This is a genomic window from Staphylococcus sp. mip270_02, assembly GCF_054031535.1.
Genome location: NZ_CM132934.1, coordinates 1,675,408 through 1,691,815, shown reverse-complemented (window position 1 = coordinate 1,691,815; position 16,408 = coordinate 1,675,408). Strand labels below are relative to the sequence as shown.

At 33.2% G+C, this 16,408-nt stretch carries 16 protein-coding genes; all 16 read right to left on the bottom strand.

Translation table 11 applies throughout. The features are described 5' to 3' along the window. Position 1: 1 nt before the first annotated feature. The 16 genes from pxpA to ACW5YJ_RS07860 all read right to left on the bottom strand — a co-directional run bounded on the left by pxpA (position 2) and on the right by ACW5YJ_RS07860 (position 16,368). Entirely contained in the window at positions 2-760 is a 759-nt protein-coding gene (gene pxpA, locus ACW5YJ_RS07935) for a 5-oxoprolinase subunit PxpA (protein WP_457338075.1), read from the bottom strand. Further along, entirely contained in the window at positions 757-2,118 is a 1,362-nt protein-coding gene (locus ACW5YJ_RS07930) for an acetyl-CoA carboxylase biotin carboxylase subunit (protein WP_107551187.1), read from the bottom strand. Before ACW5YJ_RS07930 ends, pxpA begins: the two co-directional genes overlap by 4 nt. Before the next feature lie 21 nt (positions 2,119-2,139). After that, positions 2,140-2,580 carry an acetyl-CoA carboxylase biotin carboxyl carrier protein gene (locus ACW5YJ_RS07925; protein ID WP_457338074.1) on the bottom strand — a complete coding sequence of 147 codons (441 nt, stop codon included), beginning with the start codon at positions 2,578-2,580 and terminating at the stop codon, positions 2,140-2,142. Between the two features lie 2 nt (positions 2,581-2,582). Then, positions 2,583-3,581 carry a 5-oxoprolinase subunit C family protein gene (locus ACW5YJ_RS07920; RefSeq protein WP_017724638.1) on the bottom strand — a complete coding sequence of 333 codons (999 nt, stop codon included), beginning with the start codon at positions 3,579-3,581 and terminating at the stop codon, positions 2,583-2,585. A 1-nt stretch (position 3,582) separates the two neighbouring features. Next, positions 3,583-4,305 (bottom strand): 5-oxoprolinase subunit PxpB, encoded by a 723-nt coding sequence (gene pxpB / locus ACW5YJ_RS07915; RefSeq protein ID WP_026113596.1) that lies wholly within the window; start codon positions 4,303-4,305, stop codon positions 3,583-3,585. 304 nt (positions 4,306-4,609) lie between these two features. Then, on the bottom strand, positions 4,610-5,086 hold the full coding sequence (greA, locus tag ACW5YJ_RS07910) for a transcription elongation factor GreA (protein WP_017724640.1): 477 nt from the start codon (positions 5,084-5,086) through the stop codon (positions 4,610-4,612). A gap of 27 nt (positions 5,087-5,113) precedes the next feature. Then, positions 5,114-5,737, bottom strand: coding sequence for a uridine kinase (gene udk / locus ACW5YJ_RS07905; protein WP_017724641.1), 624 nt, complete (start codon positions 5,735-5,737; stop codon positions 5,114-5,116). Beyond that, positions 5,737-7,005 (bottom strand): peptidase U32 family protein, encoded by a 1,269-nt coding sequence (locus ACW5YJ_RS07900; RefSeq protein ID WP_017724642.1) that lies wholly within the window; start codon positions 7,003-7,005, stop codon positions 5,737-5,739. Before ACW5YJ_RS07900 ends, udk begins: the two co-directional genes overlap by 1 nt. Before the next feature lie 13 nt (positions 7,006-7,018). Then, a complete protein-coding gene (locus ACW5YJ_RS07895) occupies positions 7,019-7,942 on the bottom strand; it encodes a peptidase U32 family protein (RefSeq protein ID WP_017724643.1) in 924 nt (307 codons plus the stop codon). Further along, positions 7,939-8,580: an O-methyltransferase gene (locus tag ACW5YJ_RS07890; RefSeq protein WP_017724644.1), complete on the bottom strand. Its 642-nt coding sequence runs from the start codon at positions 8,578-8,580 to the stop codon at positions 7,939-7,941. The genes ACW5YJ_RS07895 and ACW5YJ_RS07890 overlap by 4 nt, the downstream gene beginning before the upstream one ends. A gap of 648 nt (positions 8,581-9,228) precedes the next feature. Next, positions 9,229-9,555 carry a DUF1292 domain-containing protein gene (locus ACW5YJ_RS07885; RefSeq protein WP_017724645.1) on the bottom strand — a complete coding sequence of 109 codons (327 nt, stop codon included), beginning with the start codon at positions 9,553-9,555 and terminating at the stop codon, positions 9,229-9,231. Positions 9,556-9,571: 16 nt separating this feature from the next. After that, positions 9,572-10,000 (bottom strand): Holliday junction resolvase RuvX, encoded by a 429-nt coding sequence (gene ruvX, locus ACW5YJ_RS07880; RefSeq protein ID WP_017724646.1) that lies wholly within the window; start codon positions 9,998-10,000, stop codon positions 9,572-9,574. A 3-nt stretch (positions 10,001-10,003) separates the two neighbouring features. Next, positions 10,004-10,264: an IreB family regulatory phosphoprotein gene (locus ACW5YJ_RS07875; RefSeq protein ID WP_017724647.1), complete on the bottom strand. Its 261-nt coding sequence runs from the start codon at positions 10,262-10,264 to the stop codon at positions 10,004-10,006. A 68-nt stretch (positions 10,265-10,332) separates the two neighbouring features. Continuing rightward, the gene (gene alaS / locus ACW5YJ_RS07870; RefSeq protein ID WP_017724648.1) at positions 10,333-12,963 is read right to left on the bottom strand and encodes an alanine--tRNA ligase; all 2,631 of its coding nucleotides are present in this window, start codon (positions 12,961-12,963) and stop codon (positions 10,333-10,335) included. Positions 12,964-13,311: 348 nt separating this feature from the next. After that, on the bottom strand, positions 13,312-15,699 hold the full coding sequence (gene recD2 / locus ACW5YJ_RS07865) for an SF1B family DNA helicase RecD2 (RefSeq protein WP_017724649.1): 2,388 nt from the start codon (positions 15,697-15,699) through the stop codon (positions 13,312-13,314). A gap of 3 nt (positions 15,700-15,702) precedes the next feature. Beyond that, a complete protein-coding gene (locus ACW5YJ_RS07860; RefSeq protein ID WP_457338073.1) occupies positions 15,703-16,368 on the bottom strand; it encodes a tetratricopeptide repeat protein in 666 nt (221 codons plus the stop codon). Between the last annotated feature and the right edge of the window lie 40 nt (positions 16,369-16,408).

Genomic DNA, 16,408 nt, shown 5'->3' with positions numbered 1-16,408 from the left:
TTTAGCCCTCCAGCCTTGAAATAGAAATACCTTCTTTCGATAATCTTTCTCTTATTTGCGATACAAATTCAAGCGCATGCGCACCATCTCCATGTACGCAAATAGTATCAGCTTCTATACCTATTGTATTGTTATTTTTGGTAATAACTTTTTGTGATTTTACCATATTTATAACTTGTTCGATAGCTTCATTTGTATCTGTAATAAGTGCGTTGGCATCTTTCCTACTTACAAGCTGTCCATCATCTTCATAGCGTCTGTCAGCAAACACTTCTGAAGCAGTTGTTAACCCTACTGATTTAGCTTCAGATATAAGCAATGTATTTGATAGTCCAACAAATATCAGTGATTCATCAAAGTCATAAACTGCTTGCGCAATTGCTTGTGCAATTGCTTTATCTCTTGCTCCCATTTGATATAGCGCTCCATGAGGTTTGACATGATTCAATGAAACATCATGTATTTTACAAAATCCTGAAAGTGCACCAAGTTGATAAACTACAATATCGTAAATCTCATTCGGTGTAATATCCATATTTCTGCGACCAAACCCTTGCAAGTCCGGTAAACCTGGATGTGCACCAATTCCAATATTATGTTTTTTTGCGAGTGCAATCGTTTGATTCATAACATGTTGATCACCAGCATGAAAACCACAAGCAATATTTGCTGATGTAACGAGTGGGATAATATCTTTGTCGCCACCAAAAGAATAATTACCAAATGCTTCACCTAAATCGCAATTTAAATCCACTTTCATTTTGTTTCCTCCTTAATAATTTGATGCCTATCTAAAAACTTGATATCTACTTCTTCAGCATTTCCTTCCGCATATAAAGGATATGATAATACAGCATATAGAAAATCTGCGGTGGTTGTAAATCCATCTATAACCATTTCATCAAGTACTACTTTCAATTTCTTAATTGCTAATTGGCGAGTCGATGATTTAACAATAACTTTAGCAACCAACGAATCATAATTAGGGGAAACTGTGTACCCATGATATAACAAACTGTCCACACGAATATTAAAACCTTGTGGTAAATGTAACGATTGGACTGTACCTGGTGAAGGTTGAAATTGTCTTTCTGGGTTTTCAGCATTAATTCTTGCTTCTATTACGTGACCATCAAAAATAATATCTTCTTGATTAAATGGTAACGTACCATGTTGCATCAAATAAAGTTGCGCTTGTAACAAATCGCGATTAGCTCTCATTTCAGTTACAGTATGCTCTACTTGAATACGCGCATTCATCTCAATGAAATAGTATGCATCTTTAGTAACTAAATATTCTATTGTGCCTGCGCTCCTATAATTTGAAGCTTTTGCAACCTTAACTGCATCTAAACACATAGATTCTCTCATTTCATCAGTTATAGCTGCACACGGTGATTCTTCGATCAACTTCTGATTTTTTCTTTGTACTGAACAATCTCTTTCGCCTAAATGTATGTAATTTTCGTTCCCATCGCCTATCACTTGAACTTCAACATGTTTTGCAACTGGTATAAAGGCTTCTACATAAATACGATCATCATCAAAATATTTTTTTCCTTCGCTTTTTGCCTCTTTAAAAGATTTAGCAAGCATATCTTCAGTTTTAACAATTCTAATTCCTTTACCGCCACCACCACTAGCAGCTTTCAACACAAGTGGATAGCCAATTTCTTGTGCAATGTTTTGCACTTCACCAATTGATTCTACAGCTTTAGTCGATCCTGGAATAATTGGTACGCCTGCATTATCTACAGTTTGCCTTGCAGTAATTTTATCCCCCATCATTTCCATTGTTTTTTGCGTAGGGCCTATAAAGTAGATATCATTATCTTCTACTTTTCGTGCAAAAGACGAACTTTCTGATAAAAATCCATACCCAGGATGAATCGCATTCGCGCCTGTAATTTTAGCTGCGCTTATAATTCTGTCTTGGTTTAAATAACTTTCTAATGGGTTAGCGTCACCAATACAAACTGCTTGATCCGCTAAACTGACATGTAAACTTTTTTCGTCCCCTAGAGCATATATTGCAACCGTTTCAATACCTAGTTCTCTACAAGCTCGAATAATTCTTACTGCAATTTCTCCTCTGTTTGCGATTAAACAACGATACATACGACCACCCCTTTTTCAAACTTATTTCACTCTTATAATCTGTTGATTATATTCAACATTAGAGCCATGCTCGACAAGAATTTCATCAACCACACCAGAAACGTCACTTACTACCTCATTTAAAACTTTCATCGCTTCTATGTAACCAATCGTATCTCCTTTTTTAATTTCGTCACCAACCTTTACTATTGGATTGGTTAACTCTTTCTCATCTTGTAAGAAAAATGTCCCGACCATAGGCGATTTGACTGATTGATAACTTGATTCATTTGTTTCACCATTAGATGTATCGTTTGAATATGCTTCGCTTGACTGATTCGATGGTTGATTTGAAACAACATTATTAGCTACACTTTCTGTGAAATCTATTGATATTTCATGTTCAAAATCTTTATAAGTGAATTTCTTAACTTCATTTGATTTAACTAATTTAATTAATTGTTCTACTTTTTCTAAATTCATTATTATTCTCCTTTAAGTAATTTATTAATTCGATTTGAAGTCTTTCTCAATTGAGACAAATCGAAAATAGGTGCTTTTAATATTTGATTTTGCTTTTCATTAAGCTCTTGCTCTTTTCGCTTTAGCTTTTCTGTAGCTGTTGCTACCGTAATCCATTCAAACTTAATCTTTTCATTAGGTTTTTTCTGTGCAAGTATCGATAAATCGGCAGCACACACTGTTGCGATTTTAGTATAGCCACCAACCGTTTGCTTATCATTTAATAAAATAATAGGATTACCATCATTTGGAACTTGTATACTACCTAAAGCTACAGGTTCAGAAATAATATCTGCAGATTCCATTGGTGCAATTTTTTCGCCTTGTAAACGAAAACCCATGCGGTCAGATTTTTCTGAAATTTCAAAGTCTCCGCTTACTAACTTTTGTTTACCTTCATCACTAAAGCTATCTATTTGAGGGCCTTCAATTATCTGAATTAATTCTTGGTTTAACGCCTCAACTGGACAACTCAAACCTATACGTTCTGTGTACATATTATTTTGTCGACATGTGATTACATCAGAAGACTTTAACGCTCTGCCATGATAGCCACCTATCTTACTTCTGGTGTGTGTTGAATAACTATTAGCTACTTTTGATATTTCAAGTGGTTTTCCGAACAATATATATCCTCTTGCACCATCAACAACTGTGCCTATTTTTAATTCATCACCCTTCTTAACAAAAATAACTGTTTGGTGAGAGATAGCTTGATCGTTTAATGTCGCTTCAAAAAGCCCACCTGTTAACACAAATGTATTATCCTTTAGAAATTGTATTGTCGGCCCAATTATAGTGAATTCAATGGCCGGTCCATCATTACCTATTAATGTATACCCTATTCTTAAAGCGTAAGTATCTAGAGCCCCAGCTGTTGAGAAACCTTGATCTTGATAACCAACTCTACCTAAGTCTTGAACTGTACTAAATAAGCCAGGATTTAATATTTTAATACTCATACTATATATTCACCCACTTTGAAATTTCGAAATCATCTTGTAGTTGTGACTGTTGTATATGCTTAAACGTTTCTTCATCAATAGAATAAAACTTAATTGTATCTCCTGAATTATACAAGCACATTGGAGAGCGATTGATATCGAATACTCGAATTGGTGTACGACCAATTATCTGCCATCCCCCAGGCGATTCCATTGGATATAAACCAGTTTGATTATTAGCAATACCAACTGAACCGGCAGGTATACTTGTTCTTGGTTCTTGCCTTCTTGGAGTATGTAATTGTGGATTCAAACCTCCTAAAAATGGAAAACCAGGCATAAAGCCAAGCATGTATATTAAATATGTATTTTCTGTGTGTAATTGTACAACTTCTTCTTCTGATAAATTATTATATGAAGCAACTTCATTAAGGTCTTGACCATATTCTCCGCCGTAAAAGACAGGGATATTGATTTGCTTAGCTTCTCCTCTTGTATGCGCTTCCAATTTATTGTCTGATTGATCCAATTTAAGTTCTTCAACTACTTGGTTAACATCACATTGGGCGATATCAATACTAAGCATAATTGCTCTATAACTCGGTACAATATCTATAATAGCAGGATGTTTTTGATTTATAATATACTGTCTAATCTGTTGAACTTTATTAAAAATCTCATGATTTATTTGAGCTTCGAAATAAATCATAATAGTTTGTTCATTTATTAATTTATAGTCCAGAAACGTATCCCCCTTTATACTTTCTACAATTAATTTTAAATAAAAACTTAATTACGTGATCAACAATATCATTATATCATTCATTTTATTTTTCTGTTTAATAGTAAATAATTATCAACAATAATAATAAATGCAAATACATAAAAACCTTAATATTTAATTATTAAGTAGAGTCATTTTTTATAAATACACTATAAAATAACTTTTAACGTTTTTTAAATACAATCCATAAGTATAGAAATACTACAATATATTTTAAGTACCCCCTAGCAGTACGAACACTACTAGGGGGTACTTAATTATATTATTTAATATTAACAATTTTCACGTTGATTTCTCCACCATTTGGTAATGGTACACGTACTTCATCATCTAATTTTTTCCCAATCAAGCTTTTTGCCATTGGTGATTCGTTAGAGATTTTTCCTTTAAATGCATCAGATTCTGCAGAACCGACAATTTGATATTCTTCTTCTTCATCACCAGGTAGTTCTACAAAAGTTACAGTTTTACCTAATTGCACTTGGTTATTATCACCATTATCTTCAATAATAAGTGCATTACGCAACATATGTTCTACACGTTGGATATCTTGTTCAATAAAACCTTGCTCATCTTTAGCGGCATCATACTCTGAGTTCTCTGATAAATCTCCGAAAGAACGCGCAACTTTAATTTTTTCCACGACTTCAGGTCGCTTAACTGTTTTTAACTCTTCAAGTTCGTTTTCTAACTTTTCAAATCCTTCTTGAGTCATTGGATATTGTTTTTGATTTTCCATTATGTCATCTTCCTTTACATATAAATACTATTGTTTACTTACTAAAGTTTGAATCTTAGTTGTCATTATATCGATTGCTACTTTATTACTTCCACCTTCTGGAATAATAATATCTGCGTATCTTTTTGTAGGTTCTATAAATTGATTGTGCATTGGTCGAACTACATTTAGATATTGATTGATTACAGAATCCATTGTACGTCCTCTTTCTTCAGTGTCTCTAAGAAGACGTCTTAATATGCGTAAATCAGCATCTGTATCGACATAAATTTTTACATCCATTAAATCTCTTAATGTTTTGTTTTCAAGCGCAAATATACCTTCTACGATAATAACATCTTTTGGCTCAAATGCAATCGTTTCCTCACTTCTTGTATGATTAGTATAATCGTATGTTGGCACTTCAACCTGTTTACCATTTCGTAGGTCGGTTAAATTTTCAATTAACAAGTCATTATCAAAAGCGAAGGGATGGTCATAATTGGTTTCCAAACGTTCATCAAAAGTTAAATGCGATTGGTCTTTATAATAATAGTCTTGAGCCAATAGTGCAACACTATGACCTTCTAAATTTTTCATAATTTCATTTGTGACTGATGTTTTACCTGATCCAGACCCACCAGCTATACCGATTATTGTTGTACTTTTCATTATCCAATTTCCTTTCTCATCATGTTATTTGCATAAATTGGATGATTAACTTTAATTTGCACAATTTGTAATGGGTGACGGGCAGCATCAAGTTCATTACCCTCTTCGTCATAAATTGTCTCTACAACTTGTCGAAAAGTCTCAATTTCTGGGCCGAAAAATTCTATTTCTTGTCCAGGCTCAAATTTATTTCGTTGTTGAATCGTTGCAATCTTAGTTTTCTCATCATAATCTAATACTAATCCACAGAAGTCATAAGCTGAATTTTTCTTATTCTGATGCCCAAACATCTGCTCTTCATAACCAGGTGTACCTTCTATAAAAGCGGAAGCAGTATCTCTGTTGGCACATTTATCTAATTCTATCAACCATTCTGGTTTGATTTTGAAATTTTGAGGATCCTCGGCATAAGCATCAATCACTTTTCTATAAACAGAAACAACTGTAGCAATATAGTGAATTGATTTCATACGCCCTTCTATTTTCAATGAATCAACACCAATATCCATCATATTTGGAATAGATTCTATTAATTTTAAATCTTTCGGGCTCATTGCAAATGGTGTGACTTCCTCATCTCCATAATATAAGTCTAATTCTCCGTCAGCTTCCACTTGCAGTAAATCATAATCCCAGCGGCAACTTTGACAACAACCACCTCTGTTTGAATCTCTTGCAGTCATATGATTACTTAAAGTACATCTACCTGAATAAGCAATACACATAGCTCCATGTATAAATGATTCAATCTCGATGTCTACTTGCTCTTTCATTTCTTTCATTTCCATTGCACCGGTTTCACGTGCTAAAACAACTCTGTCTAGACCTTCGTCTTTCCAAAATTCAACCGCTTTATAATTTGAAAGAGATTGTTGTGTAGATAGATGAATTTCTAGTTCTGGCGCAACACTTTTACAAGTCTCAATAATTAACGGGTCTGCAACAATGATTCCTGTAACACCTGCCAATGCTAAGTCACGTAAATAGTCATCTAGACCTTCCATGTTTTCATCATGAGCGATTATGTTTGTAGTAACATAAATTTTAGCATTATATCGTTTGGCAAATTCAACGCCTTCTTTTATTTCTGCTAATGTAAAATTATCGGCGTTTGATCTCAAACCATATGCTTGTCCACCCAAGAAAACGGCATCTGCACCATAATGTACGGCGATTTTCAGTTTTTCTAAATTGCCAGCTGGTGCAAGAAGTTCAGGCTTTTTTATTTTAGGTATATGTTGAATATTAATTTCCTCTAAAATTTCCACTGTTCAACCTCCATTAATATACCGTTTGTTTATATAAGAATCCTTCATCAAATGGACGATGTTCTGGTTGTATTGCTTCAATTGGATCAACAAGCATAAATTTTTCGTCGTCATAAGCTTCAGGATCTTCATTATATAAATCAATGGCTTCTCTATATTGTTCAGTACACACATTTATATATTCTTCTGACTGTAACACACCATCTATTTTCAATGCATCTATACCAGCCTCTAATAATGGTTCTAATTCCTCTATTAAACATATATCATGCGGAGACATAATATGTGTGCCATTATAATCTTCGAAGACTGGATATTTGTTATCACGTTCTTCGTCATATAATAATAATTCATCAGCTACTAGATTACGCTCAATCTTTAATTGGCGTTCTTGAAATGTGTAATAATTGCCTAACAACATGCGCTTAGATTGAAACATGCATGTCATACCATGTACTTGTACTTCAATTTCCACATTTGCATTAGCTTTTATATTTAGTATTTCTTCTAAATTCAACTCTCTTGCTAATTGAGCACGTTTGGCGCCTTTTTTCCCCCAGTAATTGCACTGAAAATAATTTGTCACTAACGTTTCCGCATCCCAATTTAGTGGAATTGGATTATCCTGATTTTTAACAAACATAATTACAGCCGGATCACCAAAAATAATACGATCTACTTTAATTTCGTGCAAAAATTCTATATAGGATTCAACGGCATTTAAATGATAGTTGTGAAAAAGCCCATTCACAGCTGCATAAACCTTTTTATCATTACTGTGTGCCAAATTTACAGCTTCTCGCATAGCCTCTCTATTAAAATCACCAGCAAGCCTCAATCCAAATTTCTGCTCGCCTATCACAAATGCATCAGCGCCTTTTTCAATCAACACTTCAATATGTTTAACAGATTTGGGTGTAACTAATAATTCTGTCATTGTGATTCTCCTTTAATTGAAATTGCTAAACCATCATCTATGTTTAAAAAATTAGTTGTATAGCCTTCATGATTAATTAACCATTCGTTATACTCTATTACTTTTTTAACCATTTGACGTACATTACGTGTGCGTACCACAGATATATCCGAAACAAAACCGTGGTATAAAACATTATCTGTAATAACAACACCGCCATCTTTTAAGATAGGCGTATAAAGTTCAAAAAATTTCTTTGATTGTGCTTTTGCAGCATCAATAAATATCATATCGTATGTTTGACCGTTCACCTTATTGAACTGTTCTAACGCGTTGCCTTCTATTATATTTACTTGGTTATTAAATCCATATAATTCTATATTTTCTTTTGCTTTATTTATCATTTCTTCATCACGTTCTATTGTTGTCACTTGAATTTCTTTAGATATCGAAGCAAATTGCATTGCGCTATAGCCAATGGCAGTACCAATTTCTAATATGTTTGTTGATTTATGTAATCTGATTACTTGTTTTATCATCTCAAGCGTCAGTCTATCTACAATTGGGACATTATTTTTCTCTGCAAACGTTCTTAGAGTTTCTATATTTTCATCTGTTTGCTTGTGTAAATTTAATAAATAGGATTGATTATTATCCATTTCTTCATAACTTCCTTTGTTGTAAAATCATACTTTGGATTCAAGCAATAAAATAAATCAGCCATTTAGTGACTGATTAAATAATTTAAACAAAATATTAAATCCTAAATTCAATATGCGTATTTATTTTAATTGTGATTCAGTATAAAATTTTTTCTTTTATGTATGTACGCACAAATTTAACTTTATATATTTTATCACAAACACATAGATAATATAAGTGTAAAGTCACAGTGAATACCAAATTAAAAAATAGAATTATAATACATGTCAATGTTTTATCTATTTTTCATAGTATTTAGTATTGTATTTTCCATTGATAATAAAATTAGAATCATGTCATAAACATGATTACAAAAAACGCCTCGCTTTAATGTTATAATATAGAAATTTCACGGTATAGAACAACGTATTTCTTTGCATAAAATTGCATATTCTACTGACGTACTAATAACTGAGAAATATAACTATGAGGATTATAGTATCGACCATAAGCTCAAAATCTTATCCAAAGGAACTATATGTGTTCAAACTTATAAGATTTTAAATATAAAAGAGAGCTAATCCCTAATGGGTTAGCCCTCTTATTTTGAGAATAGGTATTTTAACCCCAAACTCTTATGCTTTTCGCATTTTAATTACTATCTATTATTCGTGGTCGTGATCATGATCGTCCATTTCAGTATTAACTACTTCTTCAATCATGTCCCACTCTTCATCTGTTTCTACAGGTAAGAATTTACCACCTTCACCATTTTCATCTGGTTCATTAATCATTGGTACCAATTCTATTAAATCATCATCATCAGATTCTGCGCCTTCTTCAGCAAGAATCACATATTCTTTTTTAAATTCTGGGTGGAAGAATTCTAATACTTTACGATATAAGACTTCATTACCTTCCTCATCGTATAGAGTAAGTAATTCCTCTTCGTTGTTAATTTCTAATTGAGAATCGTGATTGTGTTCGGTCATAATTAAACGCTCCTTTTTATTGTAATGAGTCTAAATAGCCTTGCAATATAAAAACCGCAGCCATTTTATCAATTACTTTTTTTCGTTTCTGTCTAGAAACATCTGCTTCAAGCAGTGAACGTTCTGCAGCCATAGTGCTTAAGCGTTCATCCCACATGATTATCTCTAATGATGGCAGTGCTTCTTGAAGTTGCTCCTTGTATTGTAACGAAGCCTCGCCTCGAAATCCAATAGAATTGTTCATATTTTTTGGTAATCCGATAATTACGGTACCAACTTTCTCTTTTTGTATAATATCTACAAGTTGATTTATACCTAATTCATTTTTTTCTTCGTCTATACGGAGTGTATCTAACCCTTGGGCTGTCCAACCCATAAGATCACTTATTGCAATGCCAACAGTTTTACTACCTACATCTAAACCAATTATTTTATGTTTTAACATAAATTAGTTAGTTTTCTCTTGTAAGTAACTAGAAACTAATTCTTCCATAATGTCATCACGATCAATGCGACGTATTTGATTTCTAGCTTCATTATGACGTGGAATATAGGCAGGATCACCTGAGAGTAAATAACCTACGATTTGATTTACTGGATTATATCCTTTTTCTTTCAACGTATTATAGACATTTTGTAACACTGTTTTGACATCTTCTTTTGGAATTTCATCATAATTAAATTTCATTGTTTTATCAAAATTTTCCATATACAACACTCCTTTTGTATCGAGATAAAAAAGTTCTTATTCTCATTCTACATGAGAATGACTTGAAGTTATAGCGATTTAATGTAATCTTTAATAAATCGTAATGCTTCTGTTATGTTTTCCGGCTGAGTTCCGCCACCTTGAGCCATGTCTGGGCGACCTCCACCTTTACCACCTACAATTGGTGCCATATTTTTAATAATATCACCAGCTTTTACTTTATCAGTAAACGCTTTTGGTACAGTTGCTACTAACGATACTTTACCATCTACATTACTAATTAGTACAATTACTGTGTCTTGTAGTTTTGATTTAAAATCGTCCATCGTTTCACGTATAGCTTTGGCGTTAGGCACTTCAACTTCGGCAGCAAGGAATTTCAAACCATTAATTTCTTCAACTTGGTTTGTAAGATCACCCATTTTCAGTGAAGTAACTTCTTTATTTTTTTGTTCTAGTTGTTTCACTAATTCTTTTTCTTCTGTTTGCATTTGTATTACTTTATCTAATACTTGGTCATCTGTTTTAACTTTTACTTGAGTTTTAACAGCATTAAATTGCGTTTGTATCGTTTCTAAATATAGAAAAGCTGATTTACCAGTTAAAGCTTCTATTCGTCTAACTCCAGCACCAGTTCCTGATTCACTTACGATTTTAAATAGACCAATTTCAGAAGTGTTATTAACATGAATACCGCCACACAACTCAATTGAGAATGGTGCCATATTTACTACTCTAACTACATCACCGTATTTCTCACCAAATAATGCCATTGCACCAATTTGTTTAGCTTCTTCTATAGGCATTTCTTGGATGTTAACTTCAATGCTGTTCCATATTTCTTCATTAACTCTGCGTTCCACTTGATCAATTTCTTCTTGAGTCATAGGGCCGAAATGTGAAAAATCAAATCTTAAACGATCTGCTTCAACCAATGAGCCAGCTTGATTAACGTGTTCGCCTAACACTTCTTTTAATGCTGCATGTAATAAATGTGTTGCACTGTGGTTTTTCTTAATTGCACTACGATCTTTATGGTTAACACTTGCAGACACTTCTGTATTTGTTTTTACTGTACCAAATTGAATCTCACCTTTGTGTAAGTTTTGACCATTAGGTGCTTTCGTAACTTCAGTTACTGCAATTTCAAAGTTTTCATTACTTACTTTACCTTCATCGGCAACTTGACCACCACTTACTGCATAAAACGGCGTCTCTTTAAGGATGAAATAAACAATCTCACCAGCTTCTGCAGTATCAACTAATTCGCCATTATGAATGATATCAGTTATTGTAGTTGCTCTGTCCATCACATCATAACCAACAAACTTACTTTCAGTCGTAATTTTCTTCAATACTTCACTTTGCACTTGCATTGATTGTGAATTTTGTCTTGCTTGTCTAGCTCTATCTCTTTGTTGCTGCATTTCAGACTCAAATGTAGCCATATCTACTGATAAATTTTCTTGTGTTGCAATCTCTTCAGTTAGTTCTACAGGGAAGCCGTAAGTATCATACAGTTTAAAAGCATCTTTACCACTAATTTCATTAGATTGGTTTTTTGCTTGAGCTACAAGATTATTTAAAATAGTGAGCCCTTCTTCTAATGTCTCGTGAAAACGTTCTTCTTCAGATTTGATTACACGTTTAATAAAATCAGACTTTTCTTTTACGTTTGGATAATACGGTTCCATAATATCAGCAACTATATCAACTAATTGATACATAAATGGTTCATTGATATCTAAAGATTGGCTAAATCTTACAGCACGACGTAACAAGCGACGTAATACATAACCACGACCCTCGTTAGCTGGTAATGCACCATCAGCAATTGCAAATGCAATCGTACGAATATGATCTGATATAACTTTAAATGCAACATCATATGCATCTTTTTCTAAATATTTTTTCCCTGATAGTGTTTCTACTTCACGGATTATTGGCATGAATAAATCTGTTTCATAATTTGTACGTACATTTTGAGCTAATGATGCCATTCTTTCTAATCCCATACCTGTATCAATATTTTTATTAGGGAGTGGTGTATATGTGTGGTCTTTATTATGGTTGAATTCACTAAAAACTAAATTCCACACTTCAAGGAAACGCTCATTTTCTCCACCTGGATACATTTCTTCAGCTGGATCATCTTTACCATAACTATCTCCACGGTCATAGAAAATTTCTGTATTAGGACCGGAAGGACCTTCACCAATGTCCCAGAAATTTCCTTCAATTCTAATAATTCTACTTTCTTCTAAGCCAATATCCTCGTTCCATATACGATACGCTTCAATATCTTCTGGATGAACAGTCACATACAACATTTTAGGGTCCATTGCCATCCATTTCTCACTAGTTAAAAATTCCCATGCAAATTCAATTGCTTCTTTTTTAAAATAATTACCAATTGAGAAATTACCTAACATTTCAAAAAATGTATGATGACGTGCAGTAAACCCTACGTTTTCAATGTCATTTGTTCTAATTGCTTTTTGTGAATTCACAATACGTGGTTTTCTTGGCGTTTCTCTTCCATCAAAATATTTTTTTAACGTTGCTACGCCAGAATTAATCCATAGTAAAGAATCATCATCAATTGGAACTAACGGTGCTGATGGTTCAACCATATGACCTTGTTCTACAAAATAATCGATAAAATTTTGTCTAATTTCACTTGCCTTTAAGTTTTTCATACCTTAAATTTCCTCCATCTCAACTCAAGTTATAACAGTAATTCATAAAAAATGAAAATAAAAAACGCCCATCCTCATAAAAGGGACGAACGTTTCGCGGTACCACCCTAGTTATAAGCATCAGTAAATCTTTATAGACTTCATTGTTAAAATTATGCAATTCAACGGTCTTAACAAATTTACTAACATACACTTATCACTCAATTAGTTATTATGCTTACTGACACAAAGTAGCTTTCAACTATATTCATTGTACTTTTCACCAAGCAGTACATCTCTGGAGATAAAACATAGTTTACTTATCTTCATGCGAAGTTATTTATATTGTATTTATTTTCAACAACAATGTCAATCTTCAACGAAGTCATACGGGGAAAATTCCCCCATATTAATCATTGGATTTATTTTAAATATATTTTCTTCAGACAATATAATATCTGAATCAAAGGATTTACTGACATCAGCACTTTCAGTTTCTTCATCATTATTAAAATACGCTTTAAGAAACACACACAATTGTGTCATTCTCACTTGGCCATGAGTCTTTAGGCCAATATCGAATGCTTGTGGGTCTCCTAAGAACACAAGTGACTGTTTGGCACGGGTTAAACCTGTATATAATATAGGTTTTTGAAGCATTCTAAAGTACTGTTTAACCATTGGCATAATAACGATTGGAAATTCTGAACCTTGTGACTTATGAATTGATGTACAATAAGCGTGTGTTAATTCCATTAAATCTTGCCGAACAAACGTAATCTCGTTACCTTCAAAATCAACTACCAAAACATCTTTGTTTAACGCATTTTCTTTAGCCCAGAAGATACCTACAATAACTCCAATATCACCATTAAATATATTATCGCTTGGTCGGTTAACAAGTTGTAATACCTTATCACCTTTTCTAAAAACAATGTCGCCAAACTCAATTTCTCGAGTATCCTGTTCTTTAGGATTCAAGATATCTTGTAATACTGTATTTAGTTTCTTTATACCTGCAGATCCTTTATACATCGGAGCTAATACTTGAATATCACTCATATCATAACCTTTATTCACTGCACTTGATACTACTTTTTCAACAACAGAGGGTATCTGTTCTGTTGTACAGTTTATAAAATTACGATCATGAAATCGTTGTGTAATATCAATCTTTTCTCCTAGCTTCATCCTGTGCGCTAATTCAATAATACTTGAACCATCTTGTTGACGGTAAACTTCAGTTAAATTCACACGAGGAATCACTTTCGAGTCAATTAAATCCTTAAATACTTGACCAGGTCCAACAGATGGCAATTGATCCTCATCCCCGACTAGTATAACTTGCGCATCGATAGGTACAGCACTTAAAAATTGATGAAATAACCATGTATCAACCATTGACATTTCATCAATTATGATAAGTTTTGCAGAAATTTCATTATCTAATATATCTTCTGGTTGCGTATCTTGATTCCAACCTATTAGACGATGTATCGTCATAGCCTCCAAACCAGTTGACTCTGATAAACGCTTCGATGCTCTTCCGGTTGGCGCGCCTAGAACTACTGGATAATCATCATTTTGATAATCGTCATAATCTAAGGATAAACCATGCAACTCTGCATACAGTTCAACAATTCCTTTAATAACAGTAGTTTTTCCTGTACCTGGACCACCTGTCAGCAACATTATTTTAGAGTTAATCGCTGTTTGTAAGGCTTCTCTTTGCGAATCTGCATAAGTCACTTTATTGCGATCTTCAATTTCACCGATTTCAAGCAGTAAATCAGATTGCTCTATTTCTTTAAGTTTGTTTGTATAAGTAAAATTACGGTATAAATTTTGTACGCTTTTCAGTTCTGAGTAATACAGACTTGGAATAGCGACTTCATTTTCTTGCTGGATTAATTTAGTGTCATTTACTAAATCCTGTAAAACTTGCTCAAGTTGCTGTGTTTCTATTAATTCAGCTGGCGGTTGTGATAACATATCTTGAGTCATCTCTAGTACATTATTAGTTGGTAAATATGTATGGCCTTGTTTTATGCATTCTTCTTCTAGCACGTAAAGCAAACCTGCTTTAAGACGTTCTGAATCATTAAATTGAATGCCTACATTACGTGCTAAAGTGTCCGCCTTATTAAAGCCGATACCTTTGACGTCATATACAAGTTGATAAGGCTTGTTTTCAACTACATTGAGTGTTTCGCCTAAATATGCTTGGTATATAGCCATTGCTAGCTTTGGCCCAAAACCTAAATCATGAAGACGAATAATAATTTGTTCTGTTTCTTGATTACTTGCAATTTGTTCAGCAATTTGTTTTTGTTTCTTTTTAGGTAAGCTAGGTACTTTTTCTAATACAGTTGGATCATTTAATATGTCGCTAATTGCATTTTCACCTAATTTATTTACAATACTTTGTGCTGTTTTTTTACCTATTCCTTTAAAAAGGTCACTGGATAAATAACTTATAATTGCTTCTTTTGTTTGTGGTAACTCTTTTTCAAATGTTTCAGCCTTTAATTGTTTCCCATATTTCGCATGCGTAACTACTTGGCCTTTAAATGTATAAACGTCACCTTCAGCAATATCTGGAAAAAACCCTACAATTGTAGGCATTGAATCAAATGTCTCGTTGGATTCAATCGTATCAACTTTTAAAACCGTATAAAAATTTTCTTTATTTTGAAACAAAATCGCGTCAACGGTCCCTTTAATCATTGAATTGTTAAATAGTGTAGGGTTTTCCATAAGTTATTCCTCCTCTGCGATAGATTTAAAAGTTTTAATAGCATGATGGCTCATGACATGATCTGGATTGGCATCGACAGCCGCTTCAAAGTGGCGAATAGCTTCGTCAGTATTTTCTGTTTGCATATAAGTCGCTAAACCTAAATTATAAAGAGCATCTGCATGTTTTTTATCGAGTACTAATACTCGATTTAACTGGTCAATAGCTTGTTCAAACATCTCTAAATGACATAACACAAGTCCGTATTGGAATTGTACCTCAGCATCATCACGGTCATCTTGTTCCGCTGCAGTCATTAGGAATGGTAAAGCTTCGTTAAATGCTTCTAGTTGATTGAAAGACATTCCAATCATGTAATTTGTATCAACTTTATCAACGTTAAATTTTAGCGCTTGTTGGTATAATTTTATCGCTTCATTAAAACGACTTTCATTGTAATATACATTACCTAAATTATAATAAATTGCACCATTTTCCGGATCTAAAGTGATTGCTCTTTGAAAGAATTTTTCAGCTTTTTCTACTTCTCCCGCTTCAGCCAATAATATTCCAGCATTTATGTAATTTTCAACTTCTTTTGGACTAGCTTCTATATTTTCAAATAATGCTTTAAGTGCTTCTTCAAAATTACCCTGTTTGATTAATTTATATATTTGCTCTTGATTCAACTTTAACCCTCTTTTCTGACTATTAATTATAACATTTACT

What these genes read in the sequence shown, in the direction of transcription:
- pxpA (WP_457338075.1), bottom strand. Translation starts at nt 760, where the DNA reads ATGAAAGTGGATTTAAATTGCGATTTAGGTGAAGCATTTGGTAATTAT.
- ACW5YJ_RS07930 (WP_107551187.1), bottom strand. Translation starts at nt 2,118, where the DNA reads ATGTATCGTTGTTTAATCGCAAACAGAGGAGAAATTGCAGTAAGAATT.
- ACW5YJ_RS07925 (WP_457338074.1), bottom strand. Translation starts at nt 2,580, where the DNA reads ATGAATTTAGAAAAAGTAGAACAATTAATTAAATTAGTTAAATCAAAT.
- ACW5YJ_RS07920 (WP_017724638.1), bottom strand. Translation starts at nt 3,581, where the DNA reads ATGAGTATTAAAATATTAAATCCTGGCTTATTTAGTACAGTTCAAGAC.
- greA (WP_017724640.1), bottom strand. Translation starts at nt 5,086, where the DNA reads ATGGAAAATCAAAAACAATATCCAATGACTCAAGAAGGATTTGAAAAG.
- udk (WP_017724641.1), bottom strand. Translation starts at nt 5,737, where the DNA reads ATGAAAAGTACAACAATAATCGGTATAGCTGGTGGGTCTGGATCAGGT.
- ACW5YJ_RS07895 (WP_017724643.1), bottom strand. Translation starts at nt 7,942, where the DNA reads ATGACAGAATTATTAGTTACACCCAAATCTGTTAAACATATTGAAGTG.
- ACW5YJ_RS07890 (WP_017724644.1), bottom strand. Translation starts at nt 8,580, where the DNA reads ATGGATAATAATCAATCCTATTTATTAAATTTACACAAGCAAACAGAT.
- ACW5YJ_RS07885 (WP_017724645.1), bottom strand. Translation starts at nt 9,555, where the DNA reads ATGACCGAACACAATCACGATTCTCAATTAGAAATTAACAACGAAGAG.
- ruvX (WP_017724646.1), bottom strand. Translation starts at nt 10,000, where the DNA reads ATGTTAAAACATAAAATAATTGGTTTAGATGTAGGTAGTAAAACTGTT.
- ACW5YJ_RS07875 (WP_017724647.1), bottom strand. Translation starts at nt 10,264, where the DNA reads ATGGAAAATTTTGATAAAACAATGAAATTTAATTATGATGAAATTCCA.
- alaS (WP_017724648.1), bottom strand. Translation starts at nt 12,963, where the DNA reads ATGAAAAACTTAAAGGCAAGTGAAATTAGACAAAATTTTATCGATTAT.
- recD2 (WP_017724649.1), bottom strand. Translation starts at nt 15,699, where the DNA reads ATGGAAAACCCTACACTATTTAACAATTCAATGATTAAAGGGACCGTT.